The sequence below is a fragment of the Streptomyces sp. NBC_01176 genome (assembly GCF_045039825.1).
In the GTDB taxonomy this organism is placed as follows: Bacteria; Actinomycetota; Actinomycetes; order Streptomycetales; family Streptomycetaceae; genus Streptomyces.
This window is the reverse complement of record NZ_CP108600.1, coordinates 9,980,002-10,002,691: the sequence shown is the minus strand read 5'-3', so window position 1 is coordinate 10,002,691 and position 22,690 is coordinate 9,980,002. Positions and strand designations below refer to the sequence as shown.

Sequence of the window (22,690 nt, the reverse complement as noted above, 5' to 3'; positions counted from 1 at the left end):
AGAGGAGAAGAAGCCGGATGAGGGTCGAGAACGTGCACATCGAATCGCTGGGCGTCGTGCTGCCCGAGTGGGCCGACGCCCTGCAGGCCGTGGCCGAAGGGAGGCTGGACGGCGAGATCCAGGCGGCGAACGGGCTGACGGGCACCCATGTCGCCGGTGACGTGCCGGCCATGGACCTGGTCGTGGCGGCCGCGCGGACCACGCTGGAGCGCTCGAAGACCGATCCCGAGGACCTCGGGGCGTACATCCACAGCGCCGTCCACTACCAGGGCCCCGACGGCGCCTACCCGCCCGGCTACATCCTTCGGGAGCTGGGCCTGGGCAACATTCCCGCGCTCTACCTCCAGCAGGGCTGCGACGGCATGCTCAGCGCCCTGGAGGTGGCGATCGGCAAGCTCACCGGGGCCGCCGGGGCGGGTTCGGTGCTGCTGACGACGGGCGAGAACTTCTCCTCGCCGCAGATGGACCGGTGGAAGGGCTTCGGCCAGGCGTACATCCTCGGCGACGGCGCGGCCGCGGTGCTGGTGAGCGACGAGGAGGGCTTCGCCGAGGTGCGCTCCCTCAACTCGGGGGTGCTGCACGAGCTGGAGTCGTGGCACCGCGGGGACGGGCCGCTGCTGCTTCGCGAGGACACCGGAACGGTGGCCGGCATGGTCGAGCGGGCCGAGCAGTTCAGTGAGCGGATGCCCCTGTCGGAGACGATGGAGAAGCTGACCCTGTTCGGCCTGGACATGATCCACCGGTCGCTGGTCGACGCCGGCCTGAACGCGTCCGACCTGACCAAGGTGGTGCCGATCAACATGGACGGCCGGATGATCGAGTACTCGATCATGCTGCCGCTCGGGCTGACCATGGCGGAGTGCAGCTGGGACTTCGGCAGGACGGTCGGGCACGTGGGCGGCGCCGACGTGTTCATCTCCCTGGAGCACCTGGTGCGCACGCGCGAGGTGGTGCCGGGCGACAACGTCCTGCTGTTCTCCCAGGGGCCGGGATGGCTGTGCAGCGCGGCCGTGCTCACCATCACCGACACGCCGCACTGGGCGGTCTGAACACCGCCCCTCCGTCTCTTCCGCTCTTCCGCTCTTCCGCTCTTCCGCTCTTCCGCTGCGCACGTTGCCCCCTGTGTCCGGTCCGGACGCAGGGGGCATCGTGTCGCGCGTGGTGGGTCAGCCGTCCTGGTCCAGGCTCTCCAGCCATGCGTCGGTGGCGCCGGCGGTGCTGCGGGCGTGGGTCTCCATCATCGTGAAGTGGTTGCCGGGGACGTCGATCGTGGTGTGCGCCCGCTCCCACGACGACTGCCACTCCTCCCGCTCCAGGGGGCCGTTCGGGTCGGCGGGCACCGGGGGCTCGCTGGAGCGCACCAGGACGACCGGGCTGTCCAGCGGCCCCGGCTCCCATTCGCCGATGAGGCTGATGTACCAGCTCATGGCGGTCAGCCGGTCGGTGTCCATGTGGGCGAACATCGACTCGCGGTCGAACATGCCGCCCAGCATCTGCTGGGAGAACTTCAGGAACGGTGAGTCGGCGCGCGGCATGTAGGTGTCGAGCAGGACCACGGCGGCCGGGGGCCTGCCCTGCTCCTGGAGGTGCCGGGCGGCGGCCAGGGCGAGGATGCCGCCCGACGAGGAGCCGACGAGGACGACGGGGCCGTCGCCGACGGTCCTGGTGACCGCCTCGGCCTGGAGCGCGGCGACGGCGTCGAACGAGGCGGGCAGTGCCTCACCGGTGCCGAACCCCTGGGTGGGCAGGGCCCATACGTCGCGCTCGCCGCGGAAGGCCGAGGCGAACCGCGCGTACTGGTGCACGCCGGCCAGCGCCACGTAGGAGCTGAAGCAGACGAACGGTGTGCCGGTCTCGCCCTTGGAGAGCCTGATCGGCTCGGGCACCGTGGTCAGTTCCCGCGGGGAGGCGAAGGTCGGCCGCAGTGCGGCGGCGGCCTGGAGCAGGGCGAAGCCCTCGTCGACGCGGCCGCTCTCGCAGGCCTGCTTGAACAGGCCGCTGAGGGTGTCCCCGGTGTGCGCGGCGGGCCGGGCGGCCGGCGCGGCCGGGTCGCCGCCGGTGGGCGCGTCCAGCAGCCGCTGGTCGAGGTGGGCGGCGAGCAGTTCCGGGGTGGCGTGGTCGAACAGGAGGGTCGGCGGCAGGGGCAGGGCCGTCGCGGTGGCGAGGTGGTTGCGCAGTTCGACGGCGGTCAGGGAGTCGAAGCCCTGCTCGGTGAAGAGCTGGTCGGCCTCCACCGCGTCGGCGGACGCGTGTCCGAGGACCGCCGCGGCCAGATCGCGGACCAGGGCGAGCAGTGTGGTGCGGCGCTCGGCCGGGTCGAGTCCGGCGAGCCGGGCGGAGGTGGTCGGTGCCGGCCGGGCGCCCGCCGCGCTGCGGCGGCCGGCCGGGCGGTCCGCGGGCCGCAGCAGGGCTTGCAGGGCGCCGGTGCCGGCGGTGGTGTCCATGGCGATGAGGGCGGGGCGGTCGGTGGTCAGCGCGCTGTCGAGCAGGAGGAGTCCGTCCTTGGTGGACAGCGGCCGCATGCCGCCGCGGGTCATGCGGCGGCGGTCGGTGTCGGAGAGGCCGGAGGTCAGGGCGCTGTCGCTCTCCCACAGTCCCCAGGCGAGGGAGGAGGCGGGCAGGCCGTGCGAGTGCCGGTGGGAGGCGAGGGCGTCGAGGAACGCGTTGGCGGCGGCGTAGTTGGCCTGGCCCGGGGAGCCGAAGGTGCCCGCGGCGGAGGAGAACAGGACGAACGCGGACAGGTCGTGGTCCGCGGTGAGTTCGTGCAGCAGCCAGCCGCCGTCGGCCTTGGGGCGCAGGACCCGCTCGAAGCGTTCGGGGTCCAGGGCGGTGACCGGTTTGTCGTCGACGACGCCGGCGGCGTGCACCACGCCGGTCAGGGGCCGGTCGGCGGGGACGGCGGCGAGGAGGCGTTCGACCTGGGCGCGGTCGGCGGTGTCGCAGGCGACGAGGGTGACGTCCGCGCCGAGTGCGGTGAGTTCGTCGCGCAGCGCGCCGGCGCCGGGGGCGTCGGGGCCGCGGCGGCTGGTGAGCAGCAGGCCGCGTACGCCGTGGGCGGTGACGAGGTGCCGGGCGAGGGTGCTGCCGAGGGCGCCGGTGGCCCCGGTGACCAGGACGGTGCCGGACGCCAGGGCGGGCGCCTCGGTGCCGGGCTCGGCCGGGGCGAGTTCGGGCAGCAGGACCCGGCCGGCGCGGACCGCGCTCTGCGGGTGGACGGCGGCGACGGCGGCGAGGAGGGCGTGTTCGTCCGTCTCGTCGGGGGTGCCGGGAAGGTCCACGAGCTGGAAGCGGCCGGGGTGTTCGGCCTGGGTGGAGCGGACCATGCCCCACAGGGCCGCGCCCGCCAGGTCCTGGATGCCGCCGTCGTCGTCGGTGGCCACGCAGGACCGGGTGACGAACACCAGGCGGGAGGCGGCGAAGCGTTCGTCGCCGAGCCAGCCGCGGATCAGGTCGTGGGCCGGGGTGAGCGCGGAGCGGACGGTGCCGGGGACGTCGCGTCCGTCGTCGGGGCGGTGGCCGTCGGGGGCGACGAGCACGACGTCCGGCAGGGTCATGCCGGTGTCCACGGCCTTGCCGAGCGCTTCGAGGTCGGCGTACGCCTCCAGGTGGACGCCCGCGGCGTCGACGGCCCGGGCCATCCGGTCGTCGCCCTCGCCGAGGATGATCCAGCGGGCCGATTCCGGGTGGGGTGCGGCCGGGGCGGGCCGGGCGGCGTTCCAGGCCAGGCGCAGCAGTCCGGGTGCCCGGTCGTCGTGTTCGTGCGGCCGGGCGGCGGCCACGGCGCGCAGGGTGAGGGACTCGGCGGTGGCGACGGGGTGGCCGTCGGTGTCGGCGACGAGCACGGAGAACCCGTGGTCGTGTCCGGCCGGTGCCAGCCGCACCCTGAGGGCGGTGGCGCCCTCCGCGTGCAGGGTCAGGCCGCTCCACGCGAAGGGCAGCATCGGCTCCGGCGACTTCCCGGCGCCGCCCGGGAGTGCGACGAGCAGTGCCTGGGTCGCCGCGTCCAGCAGGGCGGGGTGGAGGCCGAAGCGCGGGGCGTCGGCGCGGTGCTCCTCGGGCAGCGCGGCCTCGGCGAACACCTCGTCGCCGCGCCGCCACACCCGGCCCAGTCCCTGGAAGCCGGGCCCGTAGTCGAAGCCGGCCTCGGCGAACCCTTCGTAGTGGCCGCCGGCGGCGACGGTCTCGGCGCCGTGCGGGGGCCAGACGCTCAGGTCGGCCGGCGCGGCCGGGGCCCGGGTCTCGGGGGCGAGGGTGCCCCGGGCGTGCTGTTCCCACGGCGTGTCGGTGTCGGTGTCGGCGGGGCGCGCGTACACGCCGAGGGCGCGCCGGCCCCGCTCGTCGGGTGCCTCCACGGTGACCTGGAGCTGGACGGCGCCCTCGCGGGGGATCACCAGCGGGCTGTGCAGGGTGAGTTCGGCCAGGTGGCCGCAGCCGGTGCGGTCGCCCGCGTGGACGGCGAGGTCGAGGTAGCCGGTCGCGGGCAGGATGACCTGGCCGAGCACGGTGTGGTCGGCGAGCCAGGGGTGGGTGCGCAGGGACAGGCGTCCGGTGAACAGGACGGTGTCGGAGCCGGCGGGGCTGAGGGCGGCGCCCAGGAAGGGGTGGGCCGCCGGTTCCAGGCCGGCGCCCTGGAGGTCGCCGGTCCAGGGGGCGCTGGGCAGCCAGTAGCGCTCGTGCTGGAAGGCGTAGGTGGGCAGCGGTACGGGCCGGGCGCCGGTGAACAGGGCGGGCCAGTCGGGTTCGGTGCCGGTGGTGAACAGCCGGCCGAGCGCGGTGAGGAGGCCGCGGGTCTCGGGGACGTCCTTGCGGACGGCCGGGACGAGGTGGGCCTCGGGGCGGTCGGGGTCGTCCAGGGCCGCCGCGGCCAGGGTGGTCAGGGTGGCGTCCGGGCCGATCTCCAGGAAGCGGGTGACGGCGAGGTCGTCGCGGAGGTGGCGGACGGCGTCGTGGAAGCGGACCGGTTCGCGGACGTGGCGCACCCAGTACTCGGGGTCGGTCAGCTGTGTCGCGTCGACGGGCTCGCCGGTCGTGCCGGAGACGAAGGGCAGCGTCGGCGCGGAGTAGGTGAGGCGTGCGGCGACGGACCGGAAGGCGTCGAGGACGGGGTCCATGAGCGGCGAGTGGAAGGCGTGGCTGACGCGCAGCCGGGAGGTCTTGCGGCCCTGCGCCGCCAGCTGGTCGACGACGGCGGTGACGGCGTCCTCGGTGCCGGAGACGACCGTGGCCGCGGGGCCGTTGAGGGCGGCGATGCCGAGCGCGGCCTCCCGCCCGGCGAGCAGCGGCAGCACCTCCGCCTCGGAGGCCTGCAGGGAGGCCATCGCGCCGCCCGGGGGCAGTTGCTGCATGAGGCGGCCGCGGGCGGCGACGAGGGTGCAGGCGTCCTGGAGGGAGAGGACTCCGGCGACGTGGGCCGCGGCGAGTTCACCGACGGAGTGGCCGGTGACCTGGTCGGGCACGATGCCCCAGGACTCCAGCAGGCGGTAGAGGGCGACCTCGAAGGCGAACAGGGCGGGCTGGGCGTGCTCGGTGCGGTTCAGGACCTCGGCGGCCGCGGCGTCGGAGCCGTCGTCGCCGCCGAGGACGATCTCGCGCAGTCCGGGGAGGTGGGCGCAGGCCGCGTCGAAGGCCTCGGCGAACACGGGGTGGGTCCGGTGGAGTTCGCGGCCCATGCCGGGTCGCTGGGCGCCCTGGCCGGTGAACAGGAACGCGGTGCGGCCGGCGCCGCGCGCCACGCCGGCCGGGGTGCGGGGCTCGGACCGTCCCTCGGCCAGCGCGGTGAGGGCGTCGGTGAGTTCCGCCCGGTCGGCGCCGAGGACGACGGCCCGGTGTTCGAAGGCGGTGCGGGTGGTGGCGAGGGACAGTCCCACGTCGCGGGGGTCGGCCTCCGGCCGGTCGGCGAGGTGGGTGAGCAGGCGGCTCGCCTGGTCCCGCAGGGCGGTGGCGCTGCGGGCGGTGAGCACCCAGGGGGTGACGGGGGCGGGGGTGCCGGTGGCCGCGGGTGCGGCGGGTCCGGTGTCGGCGGGCCCGTCGGGTTCGTGTTCGGTGGCGGCTTCGAGGATGACGTGGGCGTTGGTGCCGCTGATGCCGAAGGAGGAGACGCCGGCGCGGCCGGGGCGGCCGTTCTCGGGCCATGCGACGGCCTCGGTCAGCAGCCGGACGTCGCCGGCGTCCCAGTCGACGTGCGTGGAGGGCCGGTCGACGTGCAGGGTGGCCGGCAGGACTCCGTTGTTCAGGGCCAGGACCATCTTGATGATCCCGGCGACGCCGGCGCCGGCCTGGGTGTGGCCGATGTTGGACTTCACCGAGCCGAGCCACAACGGCCGCTCCGCGGGCCGGTCCTGGCCGTAGGTGGCGAGGACGGCCTGGGCCTCGATGGGGTCGCCGAGCATGGTTCCCGTGCCGTGCGCCTCCAGGACGTCGACGTCCGCGGTGCCGAGGCCCGCGTCGGCGAGCGCGGCGCGGATGACGCGCTGCTGGGAGGGCCCGTTGGGGGCGGTGAGCCCGTTGGAGGCGCCGTCCTGGTTGACGGCGGAGCCGCGGACGACGGCGAGGACCCGGTGGTTGTTGCGGCGGGCGTCGGACAGGCGCTCCACCAGGAGCATGCCGCCGCCCTCGGAGAAGCCGGTGCCGTCGGCGGCGTCCGCGAAGGACTTGCACCGGCCGTCGGCCGCCAGGCCCCGCTGCCGGCTGAAGTCGAGGAACAGTCCGGGGGTGGACATCACGGTGACGCCGCCGGCGAGCGCGAGGTCGCTCTCGCCGGAGCGCAGCGACCGCACGGCCAGGTGCAGGGCCACCAGTGAGGAGGAGCAGGCGGTGTCGACGGTGACCGCGGGCCCTTCCAGGCCGAAGGTGTAGGAGATGCGGCCGGACAGGACGCTCGCCGAGTTGCCGGTGCCGAGGTGGGCGCCGGCGTCCTCGTCGAGGGCGAGCGGCCGGGAGGAGTAGTCCTGGTAGTTGGTGCCGGCGAAGACACCGGTACGGCTGCCGCGCAGTGTCCCCGGTTCGATGCCGGCCCGCTCGAACGCCTCCCAGGACATCTCCAGCAGGTGTCGCTGCTGCGGGTCCATCGCGGCGGCCTCGCGCGGGGAGATGGTGAAGAACGCCGGGTCGAAGTCGGCGAACCCGGTGAGGAAGCCGCCGGCCCGGGTGGAGACGCCGCCGCGTCCCGGCTCGGGGTCGTGGAGCGCGTCGAGGTCCCAGTCGCGGTCGTCGGGGAAGGGGGTGATCGCGTCGGTGCCGGCGGTCAGCAGCCGCCAGAACTCCTCGGGGGTGCTGACGTCGCCGGGGAACCGGCAGGCCATGCCGATGACGGCGATCGGGTCGTCGTCGTCCGCGCGCCGTACGTCCAGGGCCGCGGACGCGGTGGGCGCCGGGGGGCTCGCGGGGGCGAACGCGGCGCCGAGGTGGTCGGCGAGCGCGGCGGGCGTCGGGTAGTCGTAGACGAGGCTGGTCGGCAGGCGCAGGCCGGTGGCCGCGTTGAGGGCGTTGCGCAGTTCGACGGCGGTCAGCGAGTCGAAGCCGAGTTCCCGGAAGGCCCGGGTGGGTTCGACCTCGTCGGGGCTGGGGTGGTTGAGCACGTAGGCGATGTGGGCGCGGACGAGGGCGAGCAGGGCGCTGCGGCGGTCGCTGTCGCCGAGTGGGGCGAGCTGTTCGGCGAGGCCGGTCCCCTCCCCCGGCGCGGGCTCCGGTGCGGTGCCGCGGGTGCCGGCCAGGGCCTGCCGTGCTTCGGGCAGGGCGGCGTAGAGGCGGCGCGGGCGGCCCTTGGCGAGTTCGGCGCCGAACGCCTCCCAGTCGATGTCGGTGACGACGAGGGTGGTGTCGTCGTGGTCGAGGGCGTGCTGGAGGGCGGTGACGGCCGTCTCGGGGTCCATGAGGCGCACGCCGTGGCGCTCCAGGCGTTCGCCGACGGTGCCGGCGGCCATGCCGCCGTCGGCCCAGCCGCTCCAGGCGACGGCGGTCGCGGGCAGTCCGCGGGCGCGGCGGTCCTCGGCGAGGGCGTCGAGGAAGGCGTTGCCGGGGGCGTAGTTGCCGTGTCCGGGGCTGCCGAAGACGCCGGAGGACGAGGAGAACAGGACGAAGGCCGACAGGTCGAGGCCGGCGGTGGCGGAGTCGAGGTTGAGGGCGCCGCCCACCTTGACGCGCAGCACGTCGGCGAGGCGTTCGGGGGTGAGGGAGCCGATGACGCCGTCGTCGAGGACGGCGGCGGTGTGGAAGACGGCGGTCAGGGGCCGCTCGTCGGGTATCGCGGCGACCAGGCGGGCGAGGTCGCCGGGGTCGGCGATGTCGCAGCGGGCGATGGCGGCGCGGGCGCCGAGGGCGGCGAGTTCGGCGGCGAACTCGGCGGCGCCGGGCGCGTCCGGGCCGGAGCGGCTGACCAGCAGCAGGTCGCGGGCGCCGGAGCGGGCGAGCCAGCGGGCGACGTGCCGGCCGAGTGCGCCGGTGCCGCCGGTGACCAGTACGGTGCCGTCGGGCTGCCAGCGGCGGCCGGTCGGCAGGGCGCCGGTGGCCGCGCGCAGCAGTCGGCGGCCGAGGACGCCGGTGGCGCGGATCGCGACCTGGTCCTCGTGGTCGCGGCCGGCCAGCACGGCGGTGAACCGGTCGGCGGCGCGCTCGTCGAGGACGGCGGGCAGGTCGACGAGACCGCCCCAGAGATCGGCCTGTTCGAGGGCGACGACCCGTCCGAACCCCCAGACCATCGACTGGACGGGCGCCTGCGGGGCGCTGCGCGCGTCGGTCGCGACGGCGCCGCGGGTGGTGAACCACACGGGGACGTCGGCGCCGAGGTCCTGCAGCGCCTGGACGAGGGCGACGGTCCCGGCGGACCCCCTCGGTACGGCGGGCAGTGCGGGCAGCGGGTCCTCGTCGAGGGCGAGCAGCGAGACGACTCCGGCGGCGTCGGCGGCACGGTTCGTGGCGGCGGGCGCGGTGGGCGCGGCGGGCTCCGCCGCGGGACCGGCGCTCCCGGTGAGGGCGGCGGCGACGGCGGTCCGGTCGGCCGCGCAGTCGACGGGGACGGTCACCGGGGTGGCGCCGGCGCGCCGCAGGGCGGCGGTCAGCGCGGTGGCCTCGGGGCCGTCCTCGCGGCCCGTGGGGACGACGACGAGCCAGCGGCCGGTGAGGGCGGGGGCGGGTCCGTCCTCGACGGGCTGCCAGGCGATGCGGTAGCGCCAGGAGTCGGCGACGGCGGTCTCGGCACTGTGGCGGCGGTAGTGCGCCAGCGCCGGGACGAGCCGGGAGACGGCGTTCTCGTCGAGGTCGAGAGCGGCGGTCAGGGCCGTGACGTCGCCCTGCTCGACGGCGTCCCAGAACGGTCCGTCGGTGGTGCCCCGTGCGGTGCCGGCGGCCGCGGCCCGGGTGAACTCGGGCCAGTAGCGCCGGCGTTGGAAGGCGTAGGTGGGCAGGTCGACGCGGCGCGCCGGGGTGTCGTCGGTGGCGCGGAGCTCGGCGCAGCCCTGGACGTGGAGTTCGGCGAGCGAGAGCAGGAAGCGGGCGGGGCCGCCGTCGCCGCGGCGCAGGGTGCCGACGACCACGCTGTCGGCGGCGCCGGCCTCGTCCAGGACGTCGCCGAGGACGGTGGTCACCACGGGGTGGGGGCCGACCTCCACGAAGACGCGGTGGCCCGCGGCGGCGAGCGCCTCGACGGTGTCCCCGAGGCGGACGGTCTGCCGGACGTTGCGGTACCAGTAGTCCGCGTCCAGCGTGGTGGTGTCCTCGATCCGGCCGCCGGTGACCGTGGAGTGGAACGGCACGTCGGCCGGGCGCGCGGCGACGGGCGCGAACGCGGCGAGCAGGTCGTCGCGCACCTCCTCGATCTGCGCGGAGTGCGAGGCGTAGCCGATGGCGACGCGGCGGGCCGGTACGCCCTCGTCGGTGAGTTCGGCCCGCAGGGCGTCGAGCGCCTGCGTCTCGCCGGAGACGACGACCGCGCGGGGGCCGCTGAGCGAGCCCACGGAGATCCGCCCCTCCCAGCGGGCCAGGCGGCGTTCCACCTCGGCGAGCGGCAGCGGTACGGAGAGCATGCCGCCGCGGCCGGCGAGCGGGGCGAGCGCGCGGCCCCGGGTGACGACGATGCGGGCGGCGTCGGCCAGGGTGAGGGCGCCGGCGACGTGCGCGGCGGCGATCTCGCCCTGGCTCTGGCCGGCGACGGCGACGGGCCGCACCCCGTGGGACCGCCACAGGCGGGCGAGCGCCACGCAGACCACGAACAGGGCGGGCTGGACGATGTCGACGCGGTCCAGCGGCGGGGCGCCGTCGACGCCGCGCAGCACGTCCAGCACCTTCCAGTCGGTGTACTCCTCGACGGCGGAGGCGACTTCGGTGAAGTGGGTGCGGAACACCTCGTCGGTGTCGAGGAGTTCGGTGGCCATGCCGGGCCACTGCGGGCCGTGTCCGGGGAAGACGAAGACGGGTCCGCCCTCGGTGTCGGCGACGCCCTTGACCACGGTGGGTGCGGGCGTGTCCTCGGCGACGGCGGTGAGGCCGGCGAGGAGTTCGGGGGTGTCCCGGGCGACGACGACGGCGCGGTGTTCCAGGGCGGAGCGGGTGCGGGTCAGTGCGCGGGCGAGGTCGGCGGGGTGCGGGGCGGGGTGCTCCCCGGAGGTCAGGTGGTCGTGCAGGCGCCGGGCCTGGGCGCGCAGTGCGGTGTTCGTGCGTGCGGACACCGGGAAGGCGAAGGGGCCGGTGGCCGCGGTGGCCGGCGGCGTGTCGGTGCCGGTGGCGGGCTGTGCGGTCTCCTGCGGTGCCGGGGGCTGCTCGAGGATGACGTGGGCGTTGGTGCCGCTGACGCCGAACGAGGAGATGCCGCAGCGCAGCGGCCGGTCGGCGGCGGGCCAGGGCCGGGCGTCGGTGAGCAGTTCGACGTGTCCGGCGGACCAGTCGACGTGGGTGGAGGGCCGGTCGACGTGCAGGGTGGCGGGCAGGTGCCGCTCGCGCAGCGCGAGGACCATCTTGATGACGCCGGCGACTCCGGCGGCGGCCTGGGTGTGGCCGATGTGGGACTTGACCGAGCCGAGCAGCAGGGGCCGGTCGGCGGGCCGGTCCTGGCCGTACGTGGCGAGCAGGGCCTGTGCCTCGATGGGGTCGCCGAGGCTGGTGCCGGTGCCGTGCGCCTCGACGGCGTCCACGTCGGCCGGGGCCAGGCCGGCGGAGGTGAGCGCCTGCCAGATGACGCGTTCCTGGGAGGGTCCGTTGGGGGCGGTGAGGCCGTTGGAGGCGCCGTCCTGGTTGACGGCGGAGCCGCGGACGACGGCGAGGACGGGGTGGTTGTTGCGGCGGGCGTCGGACAGGCGCTCGACGACGAGGACGCCGGCGCCCTCGCCCCAGGCGGTGCCGTCGGCGGCGTCCGCGAAGGCCTTGCAGCGGCCGTCGGCGGCGAGGCCGCGCTGCCGGCTGAACTCCAGGAAGACGGTGGGCGTCGACATGACGGTGACGCCGCCGGCCAGCGCGAGGTCGCACTCGCCGTTGCGCAGGGCCTGGACGGCCAGGTGCAGGGTCACCAGGGAGGACGAGCAGGCGGTGTCGAGGGACACCGCGGGGCCCTCCAGGCCGAGGGTGTAGGAGACGCGGCCGGACAGGACGCTCGCGGAGTTGCCGACACCGTCGTCGCCCGCGTTGTCCGAGAGGCTGAGCAGGGTGGTGTAGTCCTGAAGGTTGGTGCCCGCGAACACGCCGGTGCGGCTGCCGCGCAGCCCGGCCGGGTCGATGCCGGCCCGTTCCAGGGCCTCCCAGCAGATCTCCAGCAGGAGGCGCTGCTGCGGGTCGGTGCCGACGGCCTCGCGGGGCGAGACGCCGAAGAAGCCGGCGTCGAAGTCCGCGACGCGGTCGATGAATCCGCCGGTGCGTGTGTAGCTGCGGCCGGGGGTGCCGGGCTCGGGGTCGTACAGCGAGTCGGTGTCCCAGCCGCGGTCCACGGGCCACTCGGTCATGGCGTCGTCGCCCGAGCCCAGCAGCCGCCACAGGCCCTCGGGGTCGCTCACGCCGCCGGGGAACCGGCAGCCCATGGCGACGATCGCGACGGGTTCGCGGTTGCGGGCCTCGGCCTCGCTCAGCCGTTGCCGCGTCTGGTGGAGATCGGCCGTGACCTTCCTCAGGTAGCCGAGGAGCTTCTGTTCATCGCTCATGCGTGTTCACCCGTTCCCCGGTCCTGTGTCCGTTCGCCGTCGCCGCAGCGGCGGCCTCAGGAGATTCCAAGATCGTTCTCGATGAAGTCGAAGATCTCGTCCGCCGCTGCGGAGTTGATCCGGTCGCTGACGTCGTCCGTCGCCGTCGCCGTGAGGACGGCGCCGCGGTCCGGGCCGTCCCAGCGGGCCAGCAGGGAGCGCAGCCGGGCGCCGATCCGGTCCCGCCGCGCGTCGTCGTCCGCCAGGTCCGTCAACGCGGACTCCAGACGGTCGAGTTCGGCGAGCGCCCGGCTCGCGCCGTCGATGCCCTCGGTGAGCCGGCCGCGCAGGTATCCGGCGAGGGCCGCCGCGTTGGGCTGGTCGAACAGCAGCGTGGCGGGCAGCGCCAGGCCGGTGGCGGTGCCGAGCCGGTTGCGCAGCTCGACGGCGGTCAGGGAGTCGAAGCCGAGGGCGTTGAACGCCTGGGCGGCGCCGACCTTGTCGGTGGAGGCGTGGCCGAGGACCCCGGCGGCCTGGCCGCGCACCAGGGCCAGGAGCGTGCGCTCCTGCTCGGCCGCGGACTGCTCGGCCAGCCGGGAGCGCAGCGTCTCGGCGGCGTTGTCCTCGCCCGGGGCCGCCGGGCGGGCGGCCGCCAGGTCGCGGACCTCCGGCAGGTCGGACAGGAGCGGGCTGCGGCGGGCCGAGGCGAAGCCGGGCGCGAAGCGTGCCCAGTCGACGTCGGCGACGGTCACGGCCGCGTCCGGGCGGGCCACGGCCCGGCCGAGGGCGCCCGGGGCGCGCCGCGGGTCCAGCGGGTTCATACCGCTGCGCCGCATGCGCTCCTCGGCCCCGGTGTTCTGCGCGGCCATGCCGCCGCCGGCCCACGGCCCCCAGGCCAGGGAGGTGGCGGGCAGTCCCGCGGCGCGGCGCTGCTGCGCGAGGGTGTCCAGATAGGCGTTGGCGGCGGCGTAGTTGGCCTGGCCGAGGGTGCCGAGGGTGCCGGAGACGGAGGAGAACAGTACGAAGGCGGACAGGTCGCGGTCGCGGGTGAGGTCGTGGAGGTTGCGGGCCGCGGCCAGTTTCGGTCGCAGCACGGTCTCCAGGCTCTCGGGCGAGAGGGTGTCGATGAGCCGGTCGTCGAGGACGCCCGCGGTGTGCACCACGGCGTCCACCGGGTGCCGGGCCAGGAGGGCGGCGAGCGCGTCGCGGTCGGCGACGTCGCAGGCGGCGATCTCGAGTGCGGTGCCGGTGCCCTCCAGTGCCGTCCTCAGCCGGGCCGCGCCCTCGGCGCCGGCGCCGGAGCGGCTGACGGCGAGGACCCGTTCGGCGCCGTGTGCGGCGAGCCAGGCGGCGGTGTGCACGCCGAGGGCGCCGGTGGCGCCGGTCAGCAGGACGGTGCCGTGCCAGGCGGGAGCGGTGGCGGGAGCGGTGGCGGCCGGTATCCGCTCCAGGCGGCGCAGGAAGGTTCCGGAGCCGCGTACCGCGACCTGGTCCTCCCCGTCGCGGCCGGCCAGGACCGCGCTCAGCCGGCGGCCGATGTCCTCGGCGATCGGGGTGCCGGTGGTGCCGGGGAGGTCGACCAGTCCGCCCCAGCTCTGCGGGTACTCCAGGGCCGCGGTACGGCCGAAGCCCCAGACGGCGGCCTGTTCGGGTGCGGTGGGTGCCTCCTGGGCGTGGACGCCGACGGCGCCGGCGGTCAGGCACCACAGGGGCGCGGGCGCCGAACCCGGCGCTGCGTCAGGGCCGTTCAGACCGTCCGGGCTGTCGAGGCTGTCGAGGCTGTCGGAGAGTGCCTGGACGAGTGCGGCGGTGGCGGCGAGGCCGCTCGGGGTGGAGGCGTGCTCCGGCAGCGGCCGGGTGTCGGCGGCGAGCAGGGACAGGACGCCGCCGAGGCGGCCGCCGTCCGCCTTCGCGAGGGCGGCGGTCACCTGGGCGGCCAGGGTGACACGGTCGGCCGACGCGCAGTCGACGGGCACGCGCACCACGTGGGCGCCGTGCGCGCCGAGGGCGGCGGCCACCGAGGCGGCCCAGGGGCCGTCCGCGTCGGCGGCGGGGACGGGCAGCAGCCAGGTCCCGGTGAGGGCGGCGGCCTCTTCGACGGCCGGCTTCCACACGACGCGGTGCTCCCAGCCCTCCGCCTCGGAGGTCTGCCTGCGCTCCCGGCGCAGGGAGGAGATCGCGGGCAGGACCGCGCTGAGCGGCGCGTCGGTGTCGAGGCCGAGGCGGTCGGCGAGGTCCTGCGGGCCGGCCTGCTCGACGAAGTCCCAGAACCGCGCCTCCTCGGCGGAGTCGGCCCCAGGGGCCGCCCCGGCGGGCTGCGCGGAGGACTGGAGCCAGTAGCGCTCGCGCTGGAAGGCGTAGGTGGGCAGTGCACCGCGCAGCGCGTCGTCGTCGTGCAGCGCGGCCGGGTCCAGCTCGGCGCCGCGGGCGTGCAGCAGGCCCGCGGCGAGCAGGGCGGAGCGGCGTTCGTCGCCCTCGCGCCGCATCAGCGGTGCGGCGGCGGCCGTCGTGGGATCGGTGACGCTGTCGAGGGCCATCGCCGTCAGCGTGGCGTCGGGGCCCAGTTCGAGGTACGTGGTGACGCCGAGGACTTCCAGGGCGCGGGCGCCGTCGCAGAAGCGGACCGCGTCGCGCACGTGCCGCCTCCAGTAGGCGGCCGTGCGCAGGTCGTCGCCTTCGGCGAGGCGTCCGGTCACGTTGGAGACGACGGGCAGGGCGGGCGGCGCGTAGGTGACGCGTGCCGCGACCTGTTCGAACTCGTCGAGCATCGCGTCCATGCGGGCGGAGTGGAAGGCGTGGCTGACCCGCAGACGCCTGGTGCGCCGGCCGCGCCCGGCGAGGACGGCGGCGATCCGCTCCACTTCGTCGCTGTCCCCGGAGAGCACGACCGACGCGGGGCCGTTGAGGGCGGCGATGTGGGCGCGGCCCCCGCTCCCGTCGCTCCCGTCGCTCCCGTCGCTCCCGTCGCTCTCGGCGAGGAGTGCGCGTACCTCCTCCTCGGTGGCCTCGACGGCGGTCATCGCGCCGCCCTCGGGCAGTGCCTGCATCAGCCGGCCGCGGGCGGCCACGAGGGCGCAGGCGTCGGGGAGGGTGAGGACGCCCGCGGCGTGCGCGGCCGTCAGTTCGCCGATGGAGTGGCCCATGAGGGCGTCGGGGCGGGCGCCCCAGGAGTGGACCAGGGCGTGGGCGGCGGTGCCGACGGCGAACAGCGCGGCCTGGGTGTAGGCGGTCCGGCCGAGCAGGTCGGCCTCGGGCGAGCCATCCTCGCAGAAGACCACCGAGCGCAGCGGCGGTCCGTCGAGGTGGCGGTCGAGTTCGGCGCAGACGGTGTCGAACGTCTCGGCGTACACGGGGTGGGCCCGGTACAGGTCCTGGCCCATGCCGGGCCGCTGGGCGCCCTGGCCGCTGAAGAGGAACGCGGTCCCGGCGCCGGTGCCGGCGACGCCGGTGGCGACGTCCGGGGTGCCGGTGCCCTGCGCGACGGCGGCGAGTGCGGTGAGCAGTTCCGTGCGGTCGACGGCGACGGCGACGGCGCGGTGGTCGAGGGTGTGCCGGGCGGCGGACAGGGAGTGCGCGAGGTCGCGCAGGTCGGTGTCGGGGTGGGCGAGGAGGTGGGTGCGCAGCCGGGCGGCCTGGGCGCGCAGGGCGTCCGGGGTGTGCCCGGAGACGGTGAACGCGCGTGGCCGGGCGGCCGGTTCGGGGCGGGCGGGGGCGGGCCGGGGTGCGGGCGGTTCCTCCAGGATGACGTGCGCGTTGCTGCCGCTGATGCCGAAGGAGGAGACGCCGGCCCGGCGGGGGCGTGCGGTGTCGGCCGGCCAGGTGCGGGGCTCGGTGAGCAGTTCGATGGCGCCGCTGGACCAGTCGATGTGCGCGGAGGGCTCGTCGACGTGGAGGGTGCGGGGCAGTTCGCCGTGGCGCATGGCCATGACCATCTTGATGACTCCGGCGGCGCCGGCGGCGGCCTGGGTGTGGCCGAAGTTGGACTTGGCGGAGCCGAGCAGCAGGGGCCGGCCGTCCTCCCGGTCCTGGCCGTAGGTGGCGAACAGGGCGCGGGCCTCGATGGGGTCGCCGAGGCTGGTGCCGGTGCCGTGCGCCTCGACGGCGTCCACGTCGCGGGAGGTCAGGCCCGCGGAGGCGAGGGCCTGGCGGATGACGCGTTCCTGGGAGGGTCCGTTGGGGGCGGTGAGGCCGTTGGAGGCGCCGTCCTGGTTGGTCGCCGAGCCGCGGACCACGGCCAGGACGGGGTGGCCCAGGCGCCGGGCGTCCGAGAGCCGTTCGAGGAGCAGGACGCCGACGCCTTCGGAGAAGCTGGTGCCGTCGGCGGACGCGGCGAACGCCTTGCAGCGGCCGTCCGCGGCGAGTCCGTTCTGCGCGGTGAACTCGGTGTAGGTGCCGGGGGTGGCCATCACGGTGACACCGCCGGCCAGGGCCATGCCGCACTCGCCGGTGCGCAGCGCGTGCGCGGCCAGGTGCAGGGAGACCAGCGCCGAGGAGCAGGCCGTGTCGATGGTCATGGTGGGGCCTTCGAGGCCGAAGGTGTAGGCGACGCGGCCGGAGATGACGCTGCCGGAGACGCCGAGGCCGATGTAGCCCTCCATGCCCTCGGGGATGTCGGCGAGCCCGGAGGCGTAGCCGGAGCCCATCGCGCCCACGAACACGCCGGTGCGGCTGCCGCGCAGGGACAGCGGGTCGATGCCGGCCCGCTCGAAGACCTCCCAGGAGGACTCCAGCAGCAGTCGCTGCTGCGGGTCCATGGCCAGCGCCTCGCGGGGCGAGATGCCGAACAGGGAGGCGTCGAAGTGGGTGGCTCCGTAGAGGAATCCGGCCTGGAGTCCGGGCAGGCGTTCCAGGTCCCAGCCGCGGTCGGAGGGGAACGCGGAGATGGCGTCGCCGCCCTCGGCGACGAAGCGCCACAGCTCTTCGGGGGAGGTGACGCCGCCGGGGTACTGGCAGGCCATGCCGATGATGACGACGGGGTCGTCGTCGGCGGCGGCCACGGCGGCGGTCTCCGTCCGTGCGGTGGTTCCGCCGAGTTCCTCGCGCAGGTGGCGGGCGAGCGCGGCGGGCCGGGGGTGGTCGAAGACGAGCGTGGGGGGCAGGCGCAGCCCGGTCTCGGTGTTGAGGCGGTTGCGCAGTTCGACGGAGGTGAGGGAGTCGAAGCCGAGGTCGCGGAAGGACTGGTCGGCGCCGACCGCGCCGGCCGTGTCGTGGCCGAGGGCGGTGGCCGCGTGCCGGCGGACCAGGTCCAGGAGCAGCCGTTCCTGTTCGGTCGGTTCCAGGCCGGCCAGCCGTGCGCTGAGCCGGGGTGCGCCGCCGGTGCCCGCCTCGACGGTGCGCCGGGCCGGGGCCCGGACCAGGCCGCGCAGCAGCACGGGCAGCCGGTCCGCGCCGGCGGCGGTGCGCAGCGCGGCGGTGTCCAGCCGCAGCGGGGCGAGCAGCGGCTCGTCGGTCGTCAGTGCGGCGTCGAGGAGGGCGAGGCCCTGCTCGGCGGTGATCGCGGGCAGGCCGGAGGCGGCGATGCGCCGGATGTCGTCCTCGCTGAGGCCGCCCGTCATGCCGTCGTCGCCGGCCCACAGTGTCCAGGCGAGGGAGGTGGCGGGCAGGCCCTGGGCGTGCCGGTGCTGGGCGAGGGCGTCGAGGACGGTGTTGGCGGCCGCGTAGTTGGCCTGTCCGGCGCCGCCGAGCAGTCCGGCGGCGGAGGAGAACAGGACGAACGCGGTGAGGCCCGCGTCCCGGGTGGCGTGGTGCAGGGCGAGCGCGGAGGCCGCCTTGGCGCGCAGGACGGTGTCGAGGCGCTCGGGGGTGAGCGAGGCGAGGACGCCGTCGTCGAGGACGCCGGCGGTGTGCACGACGCCGCGCAGCGGCCGGTCGGCGGGGATCCGGGCGAGGAGGGCGGCGAGCGCGGCGGGGTCGGCGGTGTCGCAGGCCTCGACGCTCACCTCCGCGCCCAGGGCGGCGAGTTCGGCCACCAGACGGCTCGCGCCCGGGGCGTCGGTGCCCCGCCGGGAGGCGAGGACGAGGCCGCGTACGGCGTGGCGGGTGACGAGGTGGCGGGCGACGAGGGCGCCCAGGAAGCCGGTGCCGCCGGTGATCAGGACGGTGCCTTCGGGGTCCCAGGGAGCCTCGGGGCCGGGGGCAGGGTCCATCGTGGGGCGGGCGGTGTTCACGCGGGTGAGCCGGGGGGCGAGCAGCCGGCCGTCGCGCAGGGCGAGTTGGGGTTCGCCGGTGGCGAGGGCGGCGGCCAGGGCGGCGGCGGGCGTCTCACCGGTGCCGGTGTCCAGCAGGACGAGCCGTCCCGGGTTCTCCGTCTGGGCGGAGCGGACCAGGCCCCAGGCAGCGGCGGCGGCCACGGCCGGCACGTCCTCGCCGTCGCGGGCGGCGACGGCCCCGCGGGTGAGGACGACCAGGCGGGCACCGGCGGTGCGGTCGTCGGCGAGCCAGGTCTGCAGGGTCCGCAGGACGTGCGCGGCGACGGTGCCGGCGTCGTCGCCTGCGGGGCAGGGCAGCAGCACCGCTTCGGCGTCCTCGGGGACGTCGTCGGGGCCGGCCACGGGGGGCCAGGCGGCGTCGAGGCCGGTGTCGGGTCCTTCGTCGTCCGCCGCCACGTACCAGCGGCCGGCCGGGGGTGCGGCCGGGGCGCTCTCGACGGGGCTCCAGGTGACCCGGTGCAGGGCACCGGCGACGGCGGCCGGGGCCGCGGCACCGCGCAGGCTGTCGGCGGAGACGGGCCGGGAGACGAGGGTGTCGACGGTGGCGACGGGGCGGCCCTCGGCGTCGGCGATGCGCAGGGCGACACCGCTCGCGCCCGACGGTTCGATCCGTACCCGCAGGCGCGTGGCTCCGGCCGCGTGCAGGCGCACCCCGCTCCACGAGAACGGCAGGCCGACCCCGGCGGGACTCCCCTCCCCCTCCCCCGCGGGGGCGGTGAGCTGGGCGTGCAGGGCGGCGTCCAGCAGCGCGGGATGCAGTCCGTAACGGGCCGCCTCCTTGTGCTGGTCCTCGGGCAGGGCGACCTCGGCGTACCACGCCCCGTCCGCGCGCCAGGCGGCCTTGAGGCCCTGGAAGACGGGGCCGTACTGGTAGCCGGTGTCGGCGAGGGCGGCGTAGAAGCCGTCGAGGGGGACGGGCCGGGCGCCGGGCGGCGGCCAGGCCGTCAGGTCGAAGGCCGCCTCGGTGCTCCCGGCGGCCCGGGTGGCCAGGACCGCGGAGGCGTGGCGGGTCCACCCGGTGTCGGTGTCGTCGCCCGCGGCGGCCTCGGGGCGCGCGTACACGGCCAGTTGGCGGCGGCCGGTGTCGTCGGGGGCGCCGAGGACGAGCTGGAGCTGCGCGGTGTCCTTCTGCGCCAGGACGAGCGGGGCCTCGAGGGTCAGTTCCTCCAGCAGGTCGCAGCCGACCTCGTCGCCCGCGCGCAGGGCGAGCTCGGCGAAGGCGGTGCCGGGCAGCAGGACGGCGCCGGAGACCTGGTGGTCGGCGAGCCAGGGCTGGGAGCGCACCGAGAGCAGGCCGGTGAGCAGGACCCGGCCGTCGTCGGCGACGCGGACGACGGCGCTCAGCAGTGGGTGTCCGGCGCTGCCGAGTCCCGCGCCGGAGAGGTCGCCGGCGCCGCGGGCGCTCATGCGCAGCCAGTAGTCGTCGCGCTGGAAGGCGTAGGTGGGCAGGTCGATACGGGCGGCGGCGCGCGGGGGCAGGAGGCGCTCCCAGTCCACGGCGGCGCCGTGCGCGAAGAGTCCGGCCACGGCCGCCAGCAGTGCGGGGGCCTCGGGCCGGTCCTTGCGCAGGGAGGCGAAGCAGACCCGTTCGGTGGTGTCGTCGGGCAGGCAGGTGCGGGCGAGCGCGGTCAGGGTGGCGTCGGGTCCGAGTTCGACGAACCGGCTGACGCCGTGTCCGGCGAGCCAGTCGATGCCGTCGGCGAAGCGCACGGGCCGGCGCAGGTGGCGCACCCAGTAGTCGGGCGAGCGCAGTTCCTCGGCGGAGGCCGGCCGGCCGGTCAGGTTGGAGACGACAGTGATCCGCGGCGCGTGGTAGGTGACGCTCTCGGCGACGGCGCGGAACTCGTCGAGGGCGGCGTCCATGCGGGCGCTGTGGAAGGCGTGGCCGACGCGCAGACGCCGGGTGCGGCGTTGCCGGGTGCCCAGGTGTGCGGCGACCTCCTCGACGGCGTTCTCGTCACCGGAGATCACGGTGGAGCGGGGGCCGTTGACGGCGGCGATGCTCACGGCGCCGCCGTGTGCGGTGAGCAGCGGGGTGACCTCGTCCTCGGTCGCCTCTACGGAGATCATGGCGCCGCCCGGCGGGAGCGCCTGCATGATGCGGCCGCGGGCCGCGACCAGCCGGCAGGCGTCGGCCAGCGACCAGACGCCCGCGGCGTGGGCGGCGGACAGTTCGCCCAGGGAGTGTCCGACGAGGTACTTGGGCTTGACGCCCCACGACTCCAGCAGCCGGAACAGGGCCACTTCGACGGCGAACAGGGCGGGCTGGGTGAGGTCGGTGCCGTCCAGGGCCTCGGGGCCCTCGCTGCCGTCGAGGACGATGCTCTTCAGGGACCGGCCCAGGGCGGTGTCGAGGTGGGCGCAGACCGCGTCGAAGGCCGCGGCGAACGCGGGGAACGCCGCGTACAGCTCACGTCCCATGCCGATGCGCTGGGATCCCTGTCCCGAGAAGAGGAAGGCGGTGGCGCCGCGCAGGACGCGGCCGGTGACGAGGTGCGGCGCGTCGGGCGCGTCGGGGTCCTCGTCGGCGAGCCGGGCCAGGCCGCGCAGCGCGGCGGCGTGGTCCTCGGCGAGGACGACGGCGCGGTGTTCGAAGAGCTGGCGGGTGGTGAGGAGGGCGTGCGCGATGCCGGGGGACGCGAGGTCGTCCTCGGTGGTGACGCGGTCGAGGAGCCGGGCGGCCTGGCCGCGCAGGGCGGCGGCGCTGCGCGCGGAGACGATCCACGGCACCACCGGCACCACGGCCGGGGTGCCGGTGGGCGCGGTGTGTGCCGCGGCGTCCTCGTCCGCCCGCGCTGCCGGGACCGTGCCGGACGCGGGCTCCGCGGCGGTGGGGTCCTCGGCCAGGGGGTCGGCCGGGGGTTCGGGTTCGGCGGGCGCGGCCTCCAGGATGGTGTGGGCGTTGGTGCCGCTGATGCCGAACGACGACACGGCGGCGCGGCGCGGCCGGTCCCCGGTGTCGGGCCACTCGGCGGGCTCGGTGAGCAGGCGGACGTGGCCGGCCGCCCAGTCGACGTGGGTCGAGGGCTCGCTGACGTGCAGGGTGCGCGGGAGGCGGCCGTGGCGCAGCGCCATGACCATCTTGATGATGCTGGCCACGCCGGCGGCGGCCTGGGTGTGGCCGAGGTTGGACTTCAGGGAGCCGAGCAGCAGCGGACGCTCGGCGTCCTTGGCGCCGCCGTAGGTGGCCAGCAGGGCCTGTGCCTCGATCGGGTCGCCCAGTGAGGTGCCGGTGCCGTGGGCGTCGACGGCGTCGATGTCGGCGGCGTTCAGGCCGGCGTTGGCCAGGGCCTGTTCGATGACGCGCTGCTGGGCGGGCCCGTTGGGCGCGGTGAGGCCGTTGGAGGCGCCGTCGGAGTTGACGGCCGAGCCGCGGACGACGGCGAGGACGGGGTGGCCGTTGCGGCGGGCGTCGGAGAGGCGCTCCACCAGGAGCAGGCCGACGCCTTCGGACCATCCGGTGCCGTCGGCGTCGTCGGAGAACGCCTTGCAGCGGCCGTCGGCGGCGAGGCCGCGCTGCCGGCTGAACTCGAAGAGCAGTCCGGGGGTCGCCATGACGGCGACCCCGCCGGCCATGGCGAGGTCGCACTCCCCCGATCGCAGGGCCTGCACCGCCCAGTGGAGGGCGACCAGGGAGGAGGAGCAGGCGGTGTCGACGGTGACGGTGGGGCCCTCCAGGCCCAGGACGTAGGAGATGCGGCCGGAGGCGACGGAGGTGGCGTTGCCGGCGAGCATCAGTCCGTGGACGTCCTCGGGGACCTCCACGGGGCCCTGGCCGTAGCCGGAGGTGGCGGCGCCGATGAAGACGCCGGTGGCGCTGGAGCGGAGGGTGGCGGGAGGGATCCCGGCCCGTTCGAGGAGTTCCCAGGACGCCTGCAGGAGCAGCCGCTGCTGGGGGTCGGTGGCGAGGGCCTCGCGGGGGCTCATGCCGAAGAATCCGGCGTCGAACGCGGCGGCGTCGCCGAGGAAGCCGCCCTCGCGGGTGGAGAAGGTGCCCGGCTTGTCGGGGTCGGGGTCGAAGCGGTCCTCGATGTCCCAGCCGCGGTCGGCGGGCAGCGGGCCGATGGCGTCGCCGTCCTCGTCTACGAGCCGCCACAGGTCCTCGGGGGTGGCCACCGCGCCGGGGAAGCGGCAGCTCATCGACACGATGGCGATGGGCTCGCGCTGCTTCTCCTCCACCTCGTGAAGCTGCCGGCGGGTCTGCCGCAGCTCTGCCGTCACCCGCTTGAGGTACTCGACGTACTTGCCGTCGTCAGCCACGTGTCTCACTTCCTTGACCCGAGCCGGACAGTGTCCGCTGTGCGGGAGCCAGTGCCGGAGTGGGGAGGTCCAGTGCCGCAGGGGAGGGATCGGCTCCCGTCGGGGGGTGATCCGCGGCGGCGG

3 protein-coding genes are annotated in these 22,690 nt (G+C 76.0%); 1 reads left to right on the top strand and 2 read right to left on the bottom strand.

Features of this window, described 5'->3' with window-relative positions; all coding sequences use genetic code 11:
- Positions 1 to 17 precede the first annotated feature (17 nt).
- On the top strand, positions 18 to 1,049 hold the full coding sequence (locus OG199_RS43205) for a ketoacyl-ACP synthase III family protein (protein WP_168525164.1): 1,032 nt from the start codon (positions 18 to 20) through the stop codon (positions 1,047 to 1,049).
- 117 nt (positions 1,050 to 1,166) lie between these two features.
- Here OG199_RS43205 and OG199_RS43200 read toward each other — a convergent pair whose 3' ends face one another.
- Positions 1,167 to 12,119 (bottom strand): type I polyketide synthase, encoded by a 10,953-nt coding sequence (locus OG199_RS43200; protein ID WP_405827187.1) that lies wholly within the window; start codon positions 12,117 to 12,119, stop codon positions 1,167 to 1,169.
- 56 nt (positions 12,120 to 12,175) lie between these two features.
- Positions 12,176 to 22,576 carry a type I polyketide synthase gene (locus OG199_RS43195; protein WP_405834361.1) on the bottom strand — a complete coding sequence of 3,467 codons (10,401 nt, stop codon included), beginning with the start codon at positions 22,574 to 22,576 and terminating at the stop codon, positions 12,176 to 12,178.
- Positions 22,577 to 22,690 lie beyond the last annotated feature (114 nt).

Excerpts from the sequence above, each read along its gene's own strand:
- OG199_RS43200 (WP_405827187.1), bottom strand. The coding sequence starts at position 12,119 with ATGAGCGATGAACAGAAGCTCCTCGGCTACCTGAGGAAGGTCACGGCC.
- OG199_RS43205 (WP_168525164.1), top strand. The coding sequence starts at position 18 with ATGAGGGTCGAGAACGTGCACATCGAATCGCTGGGCGTCGTGCTGCCC.